This window comes from Isoptericola sp. NPDC056605 (genome assembly GCF_042792795.1).
In the GTDB taxonomy this organism is placed as follows: Bacteria; Actinomycetota; Actinomycetes; order Actinomycetales; family Cellulomonadaceae; genus Isoptericola.
Window position 1 is genome coordinate 53,867 of the sequence record NZ_JBHTVT010000001.1, and the last position, 17,545, is coordinate 71,411.

Sequence of the window (17,545 nt, forward strand, 5' to 3'; positions counted from 1 at the left end):
AAATGTATGCGCATACACTCGCCGGGACGTCGCACGCCGACCCCGGTGTGCGCGGGCCCTCACAGGAGAGGCCTCGACGAAGAGGAGTGGATGTCCATGACGCGCACAGCGCGCTCGGGGCGGCGCCTGGCCGCCATCGCGGCCACCGTCGCGGTGCTGGCCACGGCGGCCTGCTCGGCACCGGTGCAGAACAAGGGGGACGACGGCGCCGCTGGTGGCGCGACGTCGATGCTCATCGCGGCCGACAACGGCTCGCCGACGTTCGACCGGAACTTCAACCCGTACTCGTCCGGCAAGCGCAACACGACGACGTACATGTACGAGCCGCTGGTCATCATCAACGAGATGAGCGGCGAGGAGACCCCCTGGCTCGCCACGGGGTACGAGCAGCCCGACGCGAAGACCGTCGTCTTCACCATCCGTGACGGCGTGACGTGGTCCGACGGCGAGCCCCTCACCGCCGAGGACGTCAAGTACTCCTTCGACCTCGTCAAGAAGCACCCCGAGATGGACCTCAAGGGCGCGTGGTCGCACCTGAAGTCGGTCGAGGTGGACGGCACGACCGTCGTCGCGCACCTGCAGACCGAGGACGTCCCCGCCGCGAAGATCCTCGCCCAGCAGCTCATCGTGCCGGAGCACATCTGGTCCGAGGTCGACGACCCGGTCACCTGGACCAACGAGGAGCCCGTCGGGTCCGGCCCCTACACGCTCGGCGAGTTCACGCCGAACCAGTACACGCTGAAGAAGAACGCGTCGTACTGGCAGGCGGACAAGGTGGCCGTCGAGGAGCTCGTGCAGCCCGCCGCCAACTCCGAGCTGGACATCGTCAACAACGGCTACGACTGGGCCTACGCGTTCATGAGCGACGTCGAGGACACCTGGGTCAAGGCCGACCCCGAGAACAACACCTACTGGTTCCCGGCGGGCGCGGCGATCTCCCTCATCCCGAACATGACGAAGGCCCCGTACGACGACGTCGACTTCCGCAAGGGCATCGCGCTGGCCCTGGACAAGCAGGTCATCGCCGACAAGGCCGAGCAGGGCTACGTCGACCGGGCCAGCCAGACCGGCCTCATGCTGCCCAACCAGGAGGCGATCCTCGACACGTCGATCCCGAACCAGGGGTACATCGACCAGGACACGGACGCCGCCCTCGCGTCGTTCGAGAAGGCCGGGTACACGAAGAAGGGCGACAAGCTCGTCGACTCGTCCGGCAAGCCGCTGAAGATCACGATCACGACCCCGAACGGCTGGTCGGACTGGCTGCAGGGCGTCGAGCAGGTCAAGGGCCAGCTCACCGCGATCGGCATCGACGTCAGCGTCGTGCAGCCGCAGGCCGCCGCGTACCAGAAGGAGCTCCGCACGGGCGACTTCGACATGATCATGGGCACCGTCGGCGGCACCGGGCAGCCGTTCCAGGACTACAACGGCCTCATGGGCTCGGAGTTCCTGCTGCCCGTCGGCAAGACCTCCGCCGGCAACTTCGGCCGCTTCGAGTCGAAGGAGGCCGACGAGCTCCTCGCCGAGCTCAAGGTGACCACCGACGAGGCGAAGCAGCTCGAGATCACGCACCAGCTCGAGCAGATCACGTACGAGCAGCTGCCGATGATCGCCCTGTTCTACGGCGGCTCGTGGGGCCTGTTCTCGAACAAGAACTTCACCGGCTGGCCCAGCGCGGACGACCCCTACGCCTCCCCCAAGACGTGGGACTCCACCCCGCTGCTGATCCTCACGCACCTCCAGCCCGCCCAGGGCTGACCCCCGCGCGCCGGCCGGGCCCGACGACCGTCGTCAGGCCCGGCCGGCACCCCCTGCCCCACCGAACCGACCGACCCGGAGGCTCCGTTGCGCTACGCGCTCCGCAAGCTCGGCCTGCTGGTCCTCACGCTGTGGGCGGCGGTGACGCTGAACTTCGTCATCCCGCGCCTCATGCCCGGCTCCCCCGCTGACGCGGCCATCGCCAAGCTCGCCCAGAACGGCCCCGTGACGCCGTCGGTGCAGGCGGCGATCGAGGCCCAGCTCGGCGTGCCCGGCGGCAGCATCTGGGACCAGTACGTCACGTACCTGAACAACGTCATCCACCTCGACTTCGGGGTGTCGTACACCTTCTTCCCGCAGCAGGTCTCCGAGCTCGTGGCCGGCGCCCTGCCCTGGACGCTGATCATGGTCGGCGCCGTCACCGTCGTGGCGTTCGTGCTCGGCACCCTGATCGGCATCGGGGCGGCCTGGAAGCGCGGCACCTGGATGGACTCCCTGCCCACGGTGGCCGGCAGCTTCCTCTCCGCGTTCCCCTACTTCTGGACCGCGCTCCTCATCGTCTTCTTCCTCGGCTACGTGCTCGGCTGGTTCCCCACCTCGGGCGCCTACTCCGCCACCGCGGTGCCGAACCTGTCGTGGGAGTTCCTCGGCGACGTGCTGTACCACGCGGCCCTGCCCGCGGTGACGATCCTCATCACGTCGCTCGGCGGCTGGATCCTCGGCATGCGCAACACGATGATCAACACGCTCGGCGACGACTACGTGACGTTCGCCGAGGCCAACGGCCTGCGCGGCCGCACCGTCGCGATCCGCTACGCCGCCCGCAACGCGATCCTGCCGAACCTCACCGGCTTCGGCATGGCCCTCGGCGGCGTCGTCGGCGGCTCCCTGCTCGTGGAGCAGGTGTTCGCCTACCCCGGCGTCGGCTACCTGCTGTTCAACGCCGTCACCAACCAGGACTTCCCGCTGATGCAGGCGCTCTTCCTCATGATCACCGTGAGCGTGCTGCTCGCGAACTTCCTGGTGGAGATCCTCTACGGCGTCCTCGACCCCCGAACGAGGCGGTGACCCCGATGGCTGACCCGACCACCACGACCACCGCGACGATCCCGGACCCCGAGGGCCCCGCCCCCGAGTCCGTGCAGGGCCCCTCCCGGCCCGCCCGCACCCGCCTCGGCCGCACCGGCCAGGTGCTCGGCCGCGCGTTCGCGACCGTCTGGGCCAACCCCAAGGCCCGCGTGGGGCTCGTCATCCTGGGGATGTTCGTCCTCATGGCGATCTTCGCGCCCTTGCTCGCCCCGTACTCCCCGCACGACGACTCGTTCGCCCGCAACGAGCCCGGCAGCGCCGCGCACTGGCTCGGCACCACCGGCGCCGGCGAGGACGTGCTGTCCCAGGTGATCTACGGCGCCCGCGTCTCGCTGCTGGTCGGCTTCGTCGCCGGCGGCCTGTCGACGCTCGTCGCCGTCGTCATCGGCCTGTCGTGGGGCTACCTGCGCGGCTGGGGCAACGACGTCGTCAACTTCCTCGTCAACCTGTTCCTCGTGATGCCGGGCCTGCCGCTGATGATCATCATCGCGGCCTACCTGCAGAACGGCGGGCTGCCGATGATCATCCTGGTCGTCGTCATCACCGGCTGGGCCTGGGGCGCCCGCGTGCTGCGCTCGCAGACGCAGTCGCTGCGCTCGCGCGACTTCGTCACGGCGGCGATCTTCTCCGGCGAGAGCTCGGCCCGCGTCATCTTCCGCGAGATCCTGCCGAACATGACCTCGATGATCGCGGGGTCGTTCTTCGGCGCCGCGACGTCGGCGGTGCTCGCCGAGTCCGGCCTGTCGTTCCTCGGCCTGGGCGACATGGCCACCGTGAGCTGGGGCTCGATGATCTTCTGGGCCCAGAACTCGATGGCGATCCTCACCGGCCAGTGGATCCTCCTGTTCGCCCCGGGCCTGTGCATCGCGCTGCTGGCGACCTCCATGACCCTCGTGAACTTCGGCGTCGACGGGTTGTCCAACCCGCGCCTGCGGGAAGGGACCGGCCGATGAGCCTGCTCGAGATCCAGGACCTGTCCGTCGTCTACGAGCCCCGCGGGGCCACCCCGACGCACGCCGTCAAGAACGCGAGCCTCACCCTGGAGCAGGGCGAGTTCGTGGGCCTGGTCGGCGAGTCCGGCTCCGGCAAGTCGACGCTCGGCTTCGCGATCACGCGGCTCGCCAAGGCCCCCGCGCGTATCTCCGGCGGGCGCATCGTGTTCGACGGCACCGACATCGCGCACCTGGACGCCGAGGAGCTGCGCGCGCAGCGCCGCGGCGGGTTCGCGATGGTGCTCCAGTCGGGCATGAACGCGCTGAACCCGGTGCGCAGCATCGCGAACCACTTCGGCGACATCTTCGCCGCGCACGGTCACGTGCCGAAGGGGATGCGCCGCCAGCGCGCCGTCGAGCTGCTCGACAAGGTGCAGCTGCCCTCCACGGTGCTCGACCGCTACCCCGGCGAGCTCTCCGGTGGCATGCGCCAGCGTGTCTCGATCGCGCTCGCCCTGTCGCTCGAGCCGCGGCTGATGGTGTTCGACGAGCCCACCACGGCCCTCGACGTGCTGGTGCAGCACGCGGTCATGGACACCATCCGCGAGCTGCAGGCCGCGGAGGGCTTCACCGCCGTGCTCATCTCGCACGACCTCGGCGTGGTGCTGGAGTCGGCGGAGCGCGTCGTCGTCATGCACGACGGCGAGATCGTCGAGGACGGCGCGTCGCGGCAGATCTTCTCCGCGCCCGCCCACCCGTACACGCAGATGCTGCTGAGCCACTACGCCGACCCGCGGGCCGAGGTCGTGGAGCTGCCCGGCTTCGAGCGCAAGGCGCCGGCCGCCGGGCGCGCGAGCGGGGACGGGGAGGCCCGCCCCGGCGATCACGAGGGGCGGGCCGCCGCCCACGACGCGATCGTCGTCGACCACGTGTCGAAGGTGTACCCGCCGCCGCGCCGCGGCGAGCAGGCCGTCACCGCCGTCGACGACGTCTCGTTCCGGCTGGAGCCGGGAGCGGCGATGGCTCTGGTGGGCCAGTCGGGCTCCGGCAAGTCGACCATCGCGAAGATGGTCACCGGCGTGGAGCGGCCGACGTCGGGCACCGTGACCTTCGGCGACCTGCGGGTCGACCGGCTGCGCCGGCGCCGGCTCAAGACGCTGCACGCCGACGTCCAGATGGTCTTCCAGGACCCGTACTCGGCGCTCAACCCGCTGCACACCGTGGAGTACACGCTCACCCGGCCGGTGGAGAACTTCACCGCGCTCAAGGGCGAGGCTGCGCGCGAGCGCGTGCTGGAGCTGCTGGAGACCGTGGGCCTCACGCCCGTCGAGCAGTACGCGGCCAAGCTGCCGCACCAGCTGTCGGGCGGGCAGCGCCAGCGCGTCGTCGTCGCGCGCGCCCTGGCCTCGAACCCGCAGGTGCTCATCGCCGACGAGCCGGTCTCCATGCTCGACGTGTCGCTGCGCGCCGGCGTGCTCAGCCTGCTGGAGGACCTGCGCGCCGACCTCGGCGTCTCGCTGCTGTACATCACGCACGACCTGCTGTCGGCGCGCGTCGTGACCGACCAGATCATGGTGCTGCACCACGGCAAGGTCGTGGAGTCCGGCGGCACCACCCAGGTGCTGCGGTTCCCCGAGGACGCGTACACGACGCGGCTGCTGGACGCGATCCCGCAGCCCGCGCGCCGCTTCTCCGACGGGGCTGCGTCGTGACGGCGCCCGCCTCGACGGCCGTCCGGCCGGGCACGCCGTTCTCGGTGCTGCCGCTGCCGGACGGCGTCGAGCCGCTGGTGCTCGACGTGCCGGTGGGGCCGCTCACCGCGCTCCGGTCGGTCGTGCCGGCCGGCGTGGAGCGCCGCGCGGTGGCCCTGCTCGTGCCCGGGTTCACCGGGTCGCGGGAGGACCACCGGCTGCTGCTGCCGCTGCTGGCCGAGCGCGGCGTCGAGGCGTGGACGTACTCCCAGCGCGGGCAGGCCGACTCGGCCGCCCCGCGCGGGGTGGGCGCGTACCGCCGCGACGACTTCACGGGCGACGCGCTCGACGTCGCGGCCGTCGTGACCGCGGCGGCCGGGATCGAGCCCGGCGCCCTGCACCTGCTGGGGCACAGCTTCGGCGGCACGGTCGCGGCGGCCACCGTCGTGCGCGACGCCGCGCCGTTCGCCAGCCTGACGATGCTCTGCTCGGGCCCGCACGGCTGGCCCGGGCGCAAGGACGCCGAGCGCGACCGGCTGCTCGCCGCCGCCGGGCTGGTCGACCTGTGGACGCTCGACAACCCCGGGCTCGCCCGACGGCTGGCCGAGGACCCGCAGGAGCTGGCCGACCTCGACGTCGACGCCCGCTTCCACCGGGACCGCTCGGTCGCGACCAGCGTGGACAACCTCCTGGGCGCCATCGACGTCCTTGCCGACGTCCGCGACGTCACGCCCGACCTGGCCGCCACCGGCCTGCCGGTGCTGGTCGCGCACGGCGTGGACGACGCCGCGTGGCCGCAGCCGTGGCAGCGCGCGATGGCCGAGCGGCTCGCCGCCCGCTACGCCGTCGTCGACGGCGCCGGGCACCTGCCCAACGTCGAGAACCCCGCCGCGACGGCGGACCTCCTGGCCGGCTTCTGGACCACCACCCGCTGAACCACCACTCCGCGCCGGGCCGCCGCGCCCGCGCCTCTTTGCACCGCACCACAACGTAAGGACCATCCCGTGCTGCACTTCCCCGAGGGCTTCCGCTGGGGCGCCGCCACCGCGGCCCACCAGATCGAGGGCAACAACGTCTCCAGCGACTGGTGGGTGCGCGAGCACGCCGCCGGCACGTCGATCGTCGAGCCCAGCGGCGACGCCGCGGACAGCTACCACCGCTACCGCGAGGACATGACGCTCCTGCGCGACGCCGGCCTGGACACCTACCGCTTCTCCATCGAGTGGGCGCGGATCGAGCCCGAGGAGGGCTTCGTCTCCCGCGCCGAGATCGCGCACTACCGCCGCATGGTGGAGACGTGCCTCGAGCTCGGCATCACGCCGATGGTCACGCTCATGCACTTCACCGTGCCGCGCTGGTTCTACGCCGAGGGCATGTGGCGCTCCCCGAAGGCGGCGGACCGCTTCGCCCGCTTCACCGAGCTCGCCCTGCCGATCCTCGGGAACGACGTCGACTACGTCTGCACCATCAACGAGCCGAACATCGCCGCGATGATCGCGGGCGGCGAGGACCCGGCCAACCTGGTCGCGTACGGACTGCCCGACCCCGACCTCCAGGTCGCGGACACGCTGCTCGAGTGCCACACCCGCTCTCGGGAGATCCTCGCCGGCGTCGGCGGCATCAGCTCCGGCTGGACCGTCGCGACGCAGGACTTCCAGCCGGAGCCCGGCTGCGAGGACGTGGCGCACGAGTACGGCCACCAGCGAGACGACTGGTACCTCGAGGCCGCCCGCGGCGACGACTGGGTGGGCGTCCAGGCCTACACCCGCACGATCATCGGCCCCGACGGCCCGCGCCAGGTGCCCGACGGCGTCGAGACCACGCTGACCGGCTGGGAGTTCTACCCCCTCGCCCTGGAGCACGGAGTCCGCGCCGCGTGGGAGAAGACCGAGGGCGTCCCCGTGTTCGTCACCGAGAACGGCATGGCGACCCAGGACGACGCGCGTCGCATCGACTACACCGAGGGCGCGCTGGCCGGCCTGCACTCCGCCATCTCCGACGGCGTCGACGTGCGCGGCTACCTGCACTGGAGCCTGCTGGACAACTACGAGTGGGCCTCCGGGTTCCGCCCGACGTTCGGCCTGGTCGAGTTCGACAAGGAGACCTTCGAGCGCCGCCCGAAGCCGTCGCTGGGCTGGCTCGGCTCCGTCGCACAGGCGAACGGCCTCACCGTCCGCTGACCTCCGCCGAGGGAGTTCCGCACTCCGCGAGGTAGTTCCGGACTCCGCGAGGTAGTTCCGGACTCCGCGAGGTAGTTCCGGACTCCGCGAGGTAGCTCGAGACTTGCCGAGGTAGTTCGCATCCCGGCGAGGTAGTCGACTACCTCGCGGGATCTCGAACTACCTCGGCAAGTCTCGAACTACCTCGCGGATTTCTGGACTACCTCGCGGCCGGCTGAACTACCTCGGCACGCCCGCCCCCGACGGAAGACTTCTGCGCCATGACCGACCTGCCGTACCGCGACCCGTCCCTGTCCCCCGCCGAGCGCGTGGACGACCTGCTGCGCCGCATGACGCTGCCCGAGAAGGTGGGGCAGATGCTGCAGCTCAACGCGATGGACGACCTCGAGGACATCGTCGTCGGGCGGCTGGCGGGGTCGATCCTGCACGCGTCGCCGTCGCGCGTCGTCGAGGCGATCGAGCTGGCGCGCGGCACGCGGCTGGCGATCCCGCTGCTGGTGGCCGACGACGCCATCCACGGGCACGGGTTCTTCCCCGGCGCGACGGTCTTCCCCAGCCAGCTGGGGATGGCGGCGACCTGGGATCTCGACCTCGTGGAGCGGGCGGCGCGGGCGACGGCGGTCGAGGCCGCCGCGACCGGCCTGCACTGGACGTTCTCCCCCGTGCTGTGCGCGACGCGCGACCTGCGCTGGGGCCGCGTCAACGAGACGTTCGGCGAGGACCCGTACCTCATCGGGGAGCTGGGCGCCGCGATGGTGCGCGGCTACCAGGGCGACGGGCTGACCGACCCCACCGCCGTCCTGGCGACGGCGAAGCACTTCGCCGGCTACTCCGAGACGCAGGGCGGCCGCGACGCCACGGAGGCCGACCTCACGCCGCGCAAGCTGCGCTCCTGGTTCCTGCCGCCGTTCGAGCGCGTGGTCCGCGAGGGCGTGCGCACCGTGATGATCGGCTACCAGGCCATCGACGGCGTCCCGATCACCACGAGCCGCTGGCTGCTGCAGGGCGTGCTCAAGGACGAGTGGGGCTTCGACGGCACCCTCGTCACCGACTGGGACAACGTGGGCCGCATGGTGTGGGAGCAGTTCGTCAGCCCCGACCACGCCGCCGCGTCTGCCGCCGCCGTCGGCGCCGGCAACGACGTGATCATGGCGACGCCGAGGTTCTTCGAGGGCGCGCAGGAGGCCGTCGCCGACGGCCGGATCGACGTGGCACGGCTCGACGACGCGGTACGGCGCGTCCTGCGCCTCAAGGTCGACCTCGGGCTGTTCGAGGACCCGCGCGCGCCCGTCGCCGAGCGCATCGAGGCGGTCGTCGGGTCCGCCGCGCACCGCGACCTGGCGCTCGACGTCGCGCGCGGCTCCCTCGTGCTGCTGGAGAACGACGGCACGCTGCCGCTCGACCCGGCCCGCCCGCACCGCGTCGCCGTCGTCGGGCCGAACGCCGACGACCCGCACGCCCAGCTCGGCGACTGGGCCGGTGCGTCGGGCCAGGTGAGCTGGATCCGCGACGGCCACCCGCGCGAGCTGACCGAGACGGTGCTGGACGGGCTGCGCGCCGTCGCGCCGGCGTCGTGGGAGGTCACCTACGCCCGGGGCGCGAACGTCGTGGAGCTGGGCCCCGACCCGGACGGCACCCACTACCCCGACGGGCAGCCCCGGCCGCCGGCCGCGCTGCCCGCCCCGTCCGACCCGGCCCTGCTGGCCGAGGCGGAGGAGGCGGCCCGCGCCGCGGACGTCGTCGTCGCCGTGCTGGGCGACGAGGTCGCGCTCGCCGGCGAGGGGAAGTCCACCGCCACCCTGGAGCTCCAGGGCGGCCAGGTGGAGCTGCTGGAGCGGCTGGTCGCGACCGGCACGCCCGTGGTCGTCGTCCTCGTCGCCTCCAAGCCGCTCGTGCTGCCCGCGGCCGTGGCCGAGGCCGCCGCCCTGGTGCACGCCGCCAACCCCGGCATGCGCGGCGGCCGGGCCGTCGCGGAGCTGCTGCTCGGGCTGGTCGAGCCGACCGGCCGCCTGCCGATCTCCTACGCCCTGCACGCCGGGCAGCAGCCCGTCTTCTACCACCAGGTGCGCGGCCAGCACGGCACGCGGTACGCCGACCTCACGCAGCGCCCGCCGTACGTGTTCGGCGAGGGCCGGTCGTACACGACCGTCGAGTACTCGGGTCTCGTGCTGGACGCCGCCGACGTGGCGGCCGACGGCGTGGTGCGCGGCCGCGTCACCGTGGCCAACACCGGCCCCCGCCCGGCGGTCGAGACCGTGCAGGTCTACGTGAGCGACAAGGTCACGTCGGTGACGTGGGCCGACCGCGAGCTCAAGACGTTCCGCCGCGTGCCGCTGGCGCCCGGCGAGCGCGTCGTCGTCGAGGTCGAGGTGCCCGCCACGGACTGCACGATCGTCGACGCCGGCGGGCGCCGCGTCGTCGAGCCCGGCGAGTTCGAGATGCTCGTCGGTCCGAGCTCGCGCCGCGACGACCTCCTGGTCGCTCTCTTCCGCATCTCCTGACGGCTTCCGGCGCCGGGCGTCCTCGTCGGCGCGGTCAGTCTCAGTCCTCCCGGCGGCGCCGCGCGGCGGCGAGCAGCGCGAGCCCGACGCCGGTCACGACCAGCGCCGCGATCGCCCACCCGACCACCTGCGCGCCCGTGACCGGCAGCGGCCCGGACGCCGACGGGGGCGCGGTCGTCGTGCTACCGGGGTCCCCGGGGCCGGGCGGCACCGCGGGGGCGCCCGACGTGGGGCCGGGCGACGACGGCACGCCGGACGCGCTCGGCGACGGGCTCGGCGACGGGCTCGGCTCCACGATGAGGATCTGCGCCTCGTCGGTGTCGTTGGGTTCGACCGTGTCCGGCTCGTCGTGGGTGACGACGCCGTCCACGGGCAGCACGTCGCCGGGGCTGCCGGTCGCCGTCCCGACGACCCGGTACACGACCGCCTCGCCCGGCGCGAGGTCCCCGACGTCGAGCGTCAGCGAGCCGACCACCCCGTCGGGCGGCTGTGGCCTCCCGGCCGGCCAGGACACCGCCACCCCGCTGTAGTCCGTGAGCCCGGGCGGCACGTCGAGCACGGCCACGACGTCGGTGGCGTCCCCTGGCCCCTCGTTGCGCACCGTCGCGGTGAGCTCCGCGCGCTCGCCGGACAGGTGGGTCTGCGTGGGCGGCGACAGCACCAGCGAGACCTCGGTGCCCGGCGGCGCGACGACCTCGCCGCAGCTCTCGCCCTCGTTGTCCACGGCGGCCGGGTCGAGGGAGCCGGAGCCGACCAGCGCCGAGTTGCACAGGTTCTCGCCCGCCTGGTCGGCGGCCACGTCGAACGTCACGAGCACCGACGCCGACTCCCCCACCGGGATCCGGCCCACCGGACAGCGCACGATCGTCTCGGTGTCGCCGTTCGGGAGGCCGTGCGTCTCCGGGACGGGACAGTCGGCGCCGCCCTCGAGCTCCGCGGACACGAACGTCATGCCGCCGGGCACGGTGTCCGACACGACGACGTCCTCGGCGACGGACGGCCCGGCGTTGCGCATCGTCAGCCGCCACGTCGCCGGGCTCCCGGCGACCATCGGGTGCGGTTCGACGAGGTCCTTGACGAGGCTGGTGTCCGAGACGTGCTGGACGGTCAGCGTCAGCGGGGCCTCGTTGTCCTCCTCCGTGGTCTCCGGCGTGTCCGAGCGGATCACCGCCCGGCCGGAGTAGCTGCCCGCGGGGGTGTCGCCGGGGACGTGCACGGTCACGACGTTGGTGGTCGCGCCCCCTGCCTCCCACCGGGCCCCGGGCGTCAGGGGCTCGCAGTGCAGCACGTACCGGAAGTCCTCCCACGACGCCGTCGTGGGGTCGTCGGGCGGCGTGCGGTTCCAGGTGCAGTCGTTGAACGGCACGTCGACGCTGTCCGCGTAGGGCACGAACCCCGGCGGGAAGACGGTGTCGCCGTTCGTCCCGTCGGCGGTGGACGGGCCGTTGTTCACGGCGAAGCCGGTGAACGTCACGTCCTGGCCGGCCGCCGGCGTCAGCGTGCTCGCGGAGGCGGAGATACCGAGGTTCGTCACGCGCCGCACGTCGACGTCGGCCGTGGCGGTGTTGTCGTCCGGCGCGGCCTCGTTCGCCAGCAGGCCGACCGTGGCGGTGTTCGTCGCCGTGCCCGCCGCCAGCGTGTCCGGCGTGGAGGCCACCACGTGGATCGTGGCCGAGCCGCCCGCCGGGACCGCGCCCAGCCTGCACGCGATCTCCTGCCCGGGCCCGTCGGGCACCTGCGGCCGGGCCTCGGTCTCGTCCACCGGCGTCGTCTGCGGCGGCGTGCACTCCGACAGGGCGTCCACCAGCGTGAACCCGGCCGGCAGGGAGTCGGTGACGACCGCGTGCTCCACGCCGGACGCCCCCGAGTTCACGACGGTCAGCGTGTACCCGACCGTACCGCCCGCGTTGACGGTGGCCGCGTCGGGCGTCTTGACCAGGTGGAGGTCGGCGATCTCGACGACGTCGACCGCGGCGGCGTCCTGCACGCTCGTCGCACCGCCGGCCAGCGGGGTGCCGGTGGTGGCCGTGGCGGTGTTCGGCACCTGCTCGGCGAACCGGTCGCCCCCGTTGAGGTTGTTGGCGTCCGGGTCCAGCGTGCCGTGCACGGTGACGACCACCGGGGCGGGCGCGGTCGCCCCCGACCAGCCGTGCACCGTGCCGAGCGAGCACGAGAGCGCGCTGCGCACGCCCCCGCCCGGCTCCACCACGGGGGTGATCGTGCAGGTTCCGCTGCCGGTGCTGGCCCCGGTGGCGACGAAGCCGAGCGGCAGCAGGTCCTCGACGACGACGTCCTGCGCGTCCGCGTAGCCCGCGCCGGGCCGGGCGGCCTCGGGCACGGCGACCGCGATGCGGTAGGTGAAGGCGCCGCCGGCCACGAACGAGTCGTGCGTGCCGGTGGCCTCGTCCGGGTTGGGGACGGTGCCGGTCGCCGTCTTGGTGACGGCCAGGTCGGTCACGGGGGCGCCCACGACGGTGGACGCCTGCTGCGTGTTGTTCGTGAGGTCGGTGTCCGGGGTGGAGCTCGAGACCTGCGCCGTCTTCACGTAGGTGCCCGGGTCGACGTAGCTCGCCACCTCCAGGACGTAGTCGATGTCGACCGACTCGCCGGGCGCGAGGTCACGGCCGTCCAGGGTGCAGACGATCTCCCGTGCCGTCGCGGTGCAGTCCGTGGGCAGCGTCCCGGGGTCCACGAGCACGCCGTCCTCGGTGCGCTCGATGCGCAGGGTCACGTCGCGGGCGACCGACGGCCCCTCGTTGGACACCGTGAGCTGGACCCGGCGATGGGTGCCGGGGCCGGTCGCGTCCGGGTCCACGGGCTCGACGGAGAGCCCGGTGACCGCCACGTCCGCCTCGGCGACCACGGTGCTGGACGCCTGCGCGCTGTTGTTCGCCAGGTTGTTGTCGGGGTTGGTCTCCATGTTCCCCGTGACGACCGTGGCCGCGTTCACCAGCGTGGCCCCGGCCGCGACGTCCGGCGCCACGTCGACCGTGACCTCGACCGTCGCCGACGTCCCGGCGTCCAGGTTGGCCCCCAGCTGGCAGGTGAGCGTCTGCCCGCTGGTGCCGCAGGTGACGCTCTGACCGCCGCCGGAGGTGACGGTCGCGCCCTGGAAGGTCATGCCGTCCGGCAGCGTGTCCGTGAGGACCGGGCGGAGGGCGGCGAGGTTCTCGGTGACGTCGCCGGGGTCGTTCGTGTTGGTCACGACGAGGTCGTAGGTGGCGGTGCCGCCGGCCGTCACGGTGGCGTCCGCCGTCTTGGCGAGCGACAGGTCCACGAACGGGAGCCCGCTGAGCGTCCACGACGCCTCGTCGTTCGACGGGTCGGTGTCCCCCGGCGCGTCGATCGTGACCGTCTGCACGACGTCCGGACCGCCCGCGAGCACCTCGTCGGCCTGCATCGCCACGGTGACGACGGCGGTCTCGCCGGGCGCGACCGGGCCGGGCACCGTGCACGTGAACCCGTCCGCGGTGACGTCCGCCGCGCACCCGGTGACGGGGTCCGCCCCGCGCAGGTCCAGCGCGTCCGGCAGGGCGTCGCTCACGTCGATGTCCCGCGCCGCGGACGGGCCGTTGTTGGTGATCGTGATCCGGTAGTCGACCGGCCGCGGCGCCTCGGCCGGCAGGGTCGTGCGGTTGGCCGTCTTGGTCACGGCGAGGTCGTACTCGGCGCGCACCGCGGTGTCGGACGTGGCGGTGTCGTTCCCGCCCGCCGGGTCGGTGGACGTGGACGTCGCCGTCGCGGTGTTGCGGAGCGTGCCGGTCGTCCCGGGCGCCACGAGGCCGGTCACCGTGATCGTCACCGCCGCTCCCGCCGTGCCCGCGCCGGCGGACGGCAGGGCGCCGACCGGGCACGTGACCGTCCGGTCCTCGACGGTGCACGCGTCGCCGCGGGACGTCGTCGCCCCGATGCCGGTGACCCCGTCGGGGACGGCGTCCGTGACCACCACCCCGGTCGCGTCCGCGGGCCCGTAGTTCGTGGCGGTCACCGTCCACGCGATGCTCCGGCCCGCCACCACGTCGGCCGGGCCTGCCTTGGTGACCCGGACGTCGGCCTCCGGGTCGGCCGCCGTCACGGTCGCCGTCGCGGTGTTGTCGCCGGTCGCCTGGTCGGGCGTCGCCGACGTCACGGTCGCCGTGTTGCCGACCGTGACGCCCTCCGTGAGGTTCGTCGCGAGCGTCCCCGTCACGGTCACGGTCGCCGTCGCGCCCGCGGGGAGCGTGTCGAGCGTGCAGGTCGCCCCCCGGCCGGTCGGCTCCTCGCACGCGGGGGCCGACCCGTCCGCCGACGTGATCGTCGCGCCGGTGAGCGTGGCCCGGCCGGCGTCGTCGAGCGCGTCGGTGATCCGCACGGCACGTGCGTCGGACGGCCCGGCGTTCGACACCCGGAGGGTCCAGGTCGTCTCGGCGCCCGGGCCGGCCGTCGTCGGGGACGCCGTCTTGGTGACCGACAGGTCGGCCCGCCGCGCGAGCGTGACGGTGGCGCCGGAGACGTTGTTCACGGGCGTCGGGTCCAGGGACGACGTGCTCACCGTCGCGACGTTGGTCAGGGACGTCGCCGTCGAGCCCGACGACGTCGTGCCGGTGAGGGTCACGGTCGCGGTCGCCCCGTCGGCGAGGTCACCGAGCGCGCAGCTCACGGTCCCGTCGGCCACGGCGCAGGTCCCGGCCGTGGACGTCGCGGTCACCCCGTCCCAGCCGGCGGGCACCGGGTCCGTGACCGTCACGTCCGTGGCGGCGTTCGGCCCGTCGTTGCGGACGACGAGCGTCGCGGTCACGTCCTGACCGACCGCCGCCGGGTCGGGGGACATCGTCTTGGTGACCGACACGTCGGCCTGCCGCGCCACGTCCACGCTCGCGGGCGGGGTCGTGTAGCGCGCTGCCGTCCCGGTGGTCGCCGTCGCGTAGTCGAGGTTCGCGAGGTTCGCGACGGTGGTCCCGCCCGCGTCGTCGTCCAGCGTCACCTGGAACGCGTAGGCGGGCGCCGCGCCGATGTCGACCGTGCCCCCGGCCGACGCCGTCGCCCCCGTCCCCACGCGGACGCGCACCGTCCGCCCGTCGACCTCACCCCGGTCGTCGCCCGCGCCGTCGGTGAGCTCGCCCGGCGGCGACACCGGCGACGCGAGGTAGCGCAACGACCCCGGCACGTAGGAGGTGCCGGGCGGCAGGTCGTCCTCCGACACGGCGTCGACGGCGGGGTCCTGCCCCGTGTTGGAGTAGTGGACCGTGTACTCCAGCGTGTCGCCCGGGCGGGCCGGACTGTGCCCGCTGAGGTTCACGACCGTCTTGGCCGACGCCGTGAAGTCGGGGGCGTAGAGGTTGATCGCCAGGCCCACCACCCCCGGGTAGTAGACGTCCCCGTTGCTGGAGAACGTGAAGGTCGCGCTCGTGGCGCCGTTCGGGATCACCCCCGAGGCGCCGAGGTTCTTCACGTCGAACCCGAGCATGTTCCGGTGCGCGGGCGTGCGCGTGGCGACCGACGACCCGTTGGTGTCGTTGGTGGAGTCGAAGAAGTTGGAGCCCGGCGACGCCGCCGTCGCCAGCTGGGTGCTGTCGAGCCTCGTGTAGTCGCCGGTCTGCGACAGGTCGCCCTCGTAGGCCACCATCGTCAGCTGCGCGTCGACCGTGCCCGACCGGGGCGCGAGGAACCCCGAGACCTGCACCGACTGCGGGCTCCTGTTGCTCACGACGTCGAACCCGTCGAACACCGTGAGGTTGCGCAGCGGCAGGCCGGGGGCCGAGTACGCGACCGTGAGCGCCCAGCCGGCGTACCGGTCCTGCCCGGTCGCAGCGGCGACGTTCGCGCCCCAGTAGCTCCCGTTGCCCGCGGACCTGACGATCGCCGTGACGTCGGCGAACCGCTGGTACGCGCCGTAGCTCGAGGTGTTCGGGCCGAACTGGTCGCGGGCCGCCGTCGACGCCGCGACCGTGCGGTAGCCGGAGTCCCCGGGGGCGCGCAGCGACATCGCGCCGATCGCGCTCGCGGACGCGCTCTGCCCTCCGGCGCCGGCGTCCAGCCGCGCGCCCCAGTACAGGCCCGCCCACAGCACGGTCGCGCCCTCGGGCAGGTCGAGCCGGGACGCGGACGAGTTCGTCGTCCCGGGCGTCCCGTCGGCGTCGAGCTGCGTCATGGTGAAGGCGTTGTTGTCCGCGGCCGCGCCGTTCTGCGCGCTCGTGCAGGACGAGGACGCGCTGCACGTCAAGAGGTTGTTGCCGACGGTCGTGAGCGCGCCGTTGGCGTTGGTCGAGAACTTGACCGTGAACGGCTGCGTGGGGGCCGCCGACGCGGGCGCCGCCGCGGGCAGCGTGAGGGTGACGAAGGCCAGCGCGAGCGCACCCAGGGCCGCAGCCGCACGCCGGATCGCAGTACCCATGCCGCCTCCGCCCTTCATGGCGAGACTAGGGGCAGGCGGCGGTGCAGGCGCGGGCAGCCGGGGCCGACGGCTTGACACGGTACCCCCTAGGGGTATGGTGGACCCATGACCGACACCGGCACGCCCCTCCCCGACCTCGCGGCCGACGGCGGCCACCCGCACGACGGGCCGCACGGCTACGCCTCCGACAAGGAGGCCTACCTCAAGCGCATGCGCCGCATCGAGGGTCAGGTGCGTGGCATCGCCCGCATGATCGACGAGGACGTGTACTGCATCGACATCCTCACCCAGGTGTCCGCCGTGACCAAGGCGCTGCAGGCCGTGTCGATCGGCCTCGTCGAGGACCACCTGGGCCACTGCGTCGTCGACGCCGCCCGCGCCTCCGAGGCCGAGGGCGCCGCGAAGGTCAAGGAGGCCGCCGACGCCATCGGCCGCCTCGTCCGTTCCTGATCCACCCGCCGATCCACCCTCGACGAAGGAGCACGTATGAGCACCGTCACCACCCTGGGCGTCACCGGCATGACCTGCGCCAACTGCGTCGCGCACGTCACCAAGGACCTCTCCGCCGTCCCGGGCGTCGTCGACGTCAGCGTCGAGCTGCACGTCGGCGGCACCTCCGACGTCGCGGTCTTCTCCGACGCCCCGCTCGACGAGGCCGCGCTGCGTGAGGCCGTGGACGAGGCCGGGTACGACGTCGCGTCGGTCGCCGTCCAGCAGGACGCGCTCGCCGCCCAGCAGGCGGCGCAGGCGCCCGCCCGGCAGCACGCCCACGACGGGGCCTGCGGCTGCGGCCACGAGCACGCCGCGCGCGAGCACAAGACGTACGACCTGACCGTGCCCCCGCGCGCCTGAGCCGCACCGCTCGCCCCCGCGAGCCACCCCGCGGACCGCCTGCCGAACCGTCGCCCGCTCCCCGAGCGTCCGCGACCCAGGCCCTCCGCGCCGCGCCGTCGTCGCCCCGACGCGGCGCCCCCACCGCGACCCCGCCACCCCGGTCGTCGCGGGTGACCTCCACCCAGCA

Annotated in this window: 10 protein-coding genes; 9 read left to right on the forward strand and 1 reads right to left on the reverse strand. The window is 73.2% G+C overall.

Annotated elements, in window-relative coordinates:
- Positions 1-96 precede the first annotated feature (96 nt).
- From ACFQ8Y_RS00235 to ACFQ8Y_RS00265, 7 genes are all read left to right on the forward strand, one after another.
- A complete protein-coding gene (locus ACFQ8Y_RS00235) occupies positions 97-1,758 on the forward strand; it encodes an ABC transporter substrate-binding protein (protein ID WP_430552343.1) in 1,662 nt (553 codons plus the stop codon).
- Between the two features lie 87 nt (positions 1,759-1,845).
- Positions 1,846-2,826: an ABC transporter permease gene (locus tag ACFQ8Y_RS00240; protein ID WP_429730146.1), complete on the forward strand. Its 981-nt coding sequence runs from the start codon at positions 1,846-1,848 to the stop codon at positions 2,824-2,826.
- A 5-nt stretch (positions 2,827-2,831) separates the two neighbouring features.
- Entirely contained in the window at positions 2,832-3,800 is a 969-nt protein-coding gene (locus tag ACFQ8Y_RS00245) for an ABC transporter permease (RefSeq protein WP_430552344.1), read from the forward strand.
- Positions 3,797-5,491 carry an ABC transporter ATP-binding protein gene (locus tag ACFQ8Y_RS00250; protein WP_430584222.1) on the forward strand — a complete coding sequence of 565 codons (1,695 nt, stop codon included), beginning with the start codon at positions 3,797-3,799 and terminating at the stop codon, positions 5,489-5,491. Before ACFQ8Y_RS00245 ends, ACFQ8Y_RS00250 begins: the two co-directional genes overlap by 4 nt.
- Positions 5,488-6,405, forward strand: a complete 918-nt coding sequence (locus tag ACFQ8Y_RS00255; protein WP_430584223.1) for an alpha/beta fold hydrolase — start codon at positions 5,488-5,490, stop codon at positions 6,403-6,405. Before ACFQ8Y_RS00250 ends, ACFQ8Y_RS00255 begins: the two co-directional genes overlap by 4 nt.
- A gap of 69 nt (positions 6,406-6,474) precedes the next feature.
- A complete protein-coding gene (locus ACFQ8Y_RS00260; protein WP_430584224.1) occupies positions 6,475-7,650 on the forward strand; it encodes a glycoside hydrolase family 1 protein in 1,176 nt (391 codons plus the stop codon).
- Positions 7,651-7,910: 260 nt separating this feature from the next.
- Positions 7,911-10,151 carry a glycoside hydrolase family 3 N-terminal domain-containing protein gene (locus ACFQ8Y_RS00265; protein ID WP_430584225.1) on the forward strand — a complete coding sequence of 747 codons (2,241 nt, stop codon included), beginning with the start codon at positions 7,911-7,913 and terminating at the stop codon, positions 10,149-10,151.
- Between the two features lie 40 nt (positions 10,152-10,191).
- On the opposite strand, the gene ACFQ8Y_RS00270 is transcribed toward ACFQ8Y_RS00265, so the two are convergent.
- On the reverse strand, positions 10,192-16,524 hold the full coding sequence (locus ACFQ8Y_RS00270) for a hypothetical protein (protein WP_430584226.1): 6,333 nt from the start codon (positions 16,522-16,524) through the stop codon (positions 10,192-10,194).
- Between the two features lie 105 nt (positions 16,525-16,629).
- Here ACFQ8Y_RS00270 and ACFQ8Y_RS00275 point away from each other — a divergent pair, with 105 nt between their 5' ends.
- Together ACFQ8Y_RS00275 and ACFQ8Y_RS00280 are read left to right on the forward strand one after the other, a co-directional pair.
- Positions 16,630-16,974, forward strand: a complete 345-nt coding sequence (locus ACFQ8Y_RS00275) for a metal-sensitive transcriptional regulator (protein WP_430552350.1) — start codon at positions 16,630-16,632, stop codon at positions 16,972-16,974.
- Positions 16,975-17,010: 36 nt separating this feature from the next.
- Positions 17,011-17,376 (forward strand): heavy-metal-associated domain-containing protein, encoded by a 366-nt coding sequence (locus ACFQ8Y_RS00280; protein WP_430552351.1) that lies wholly within the window; start codon positions 17,011-17,013, stop codon positions 17,374-17,376.
- The last annotated feature ends 169 nt before the right edge of the window (positions 17,377-17,545 follow it).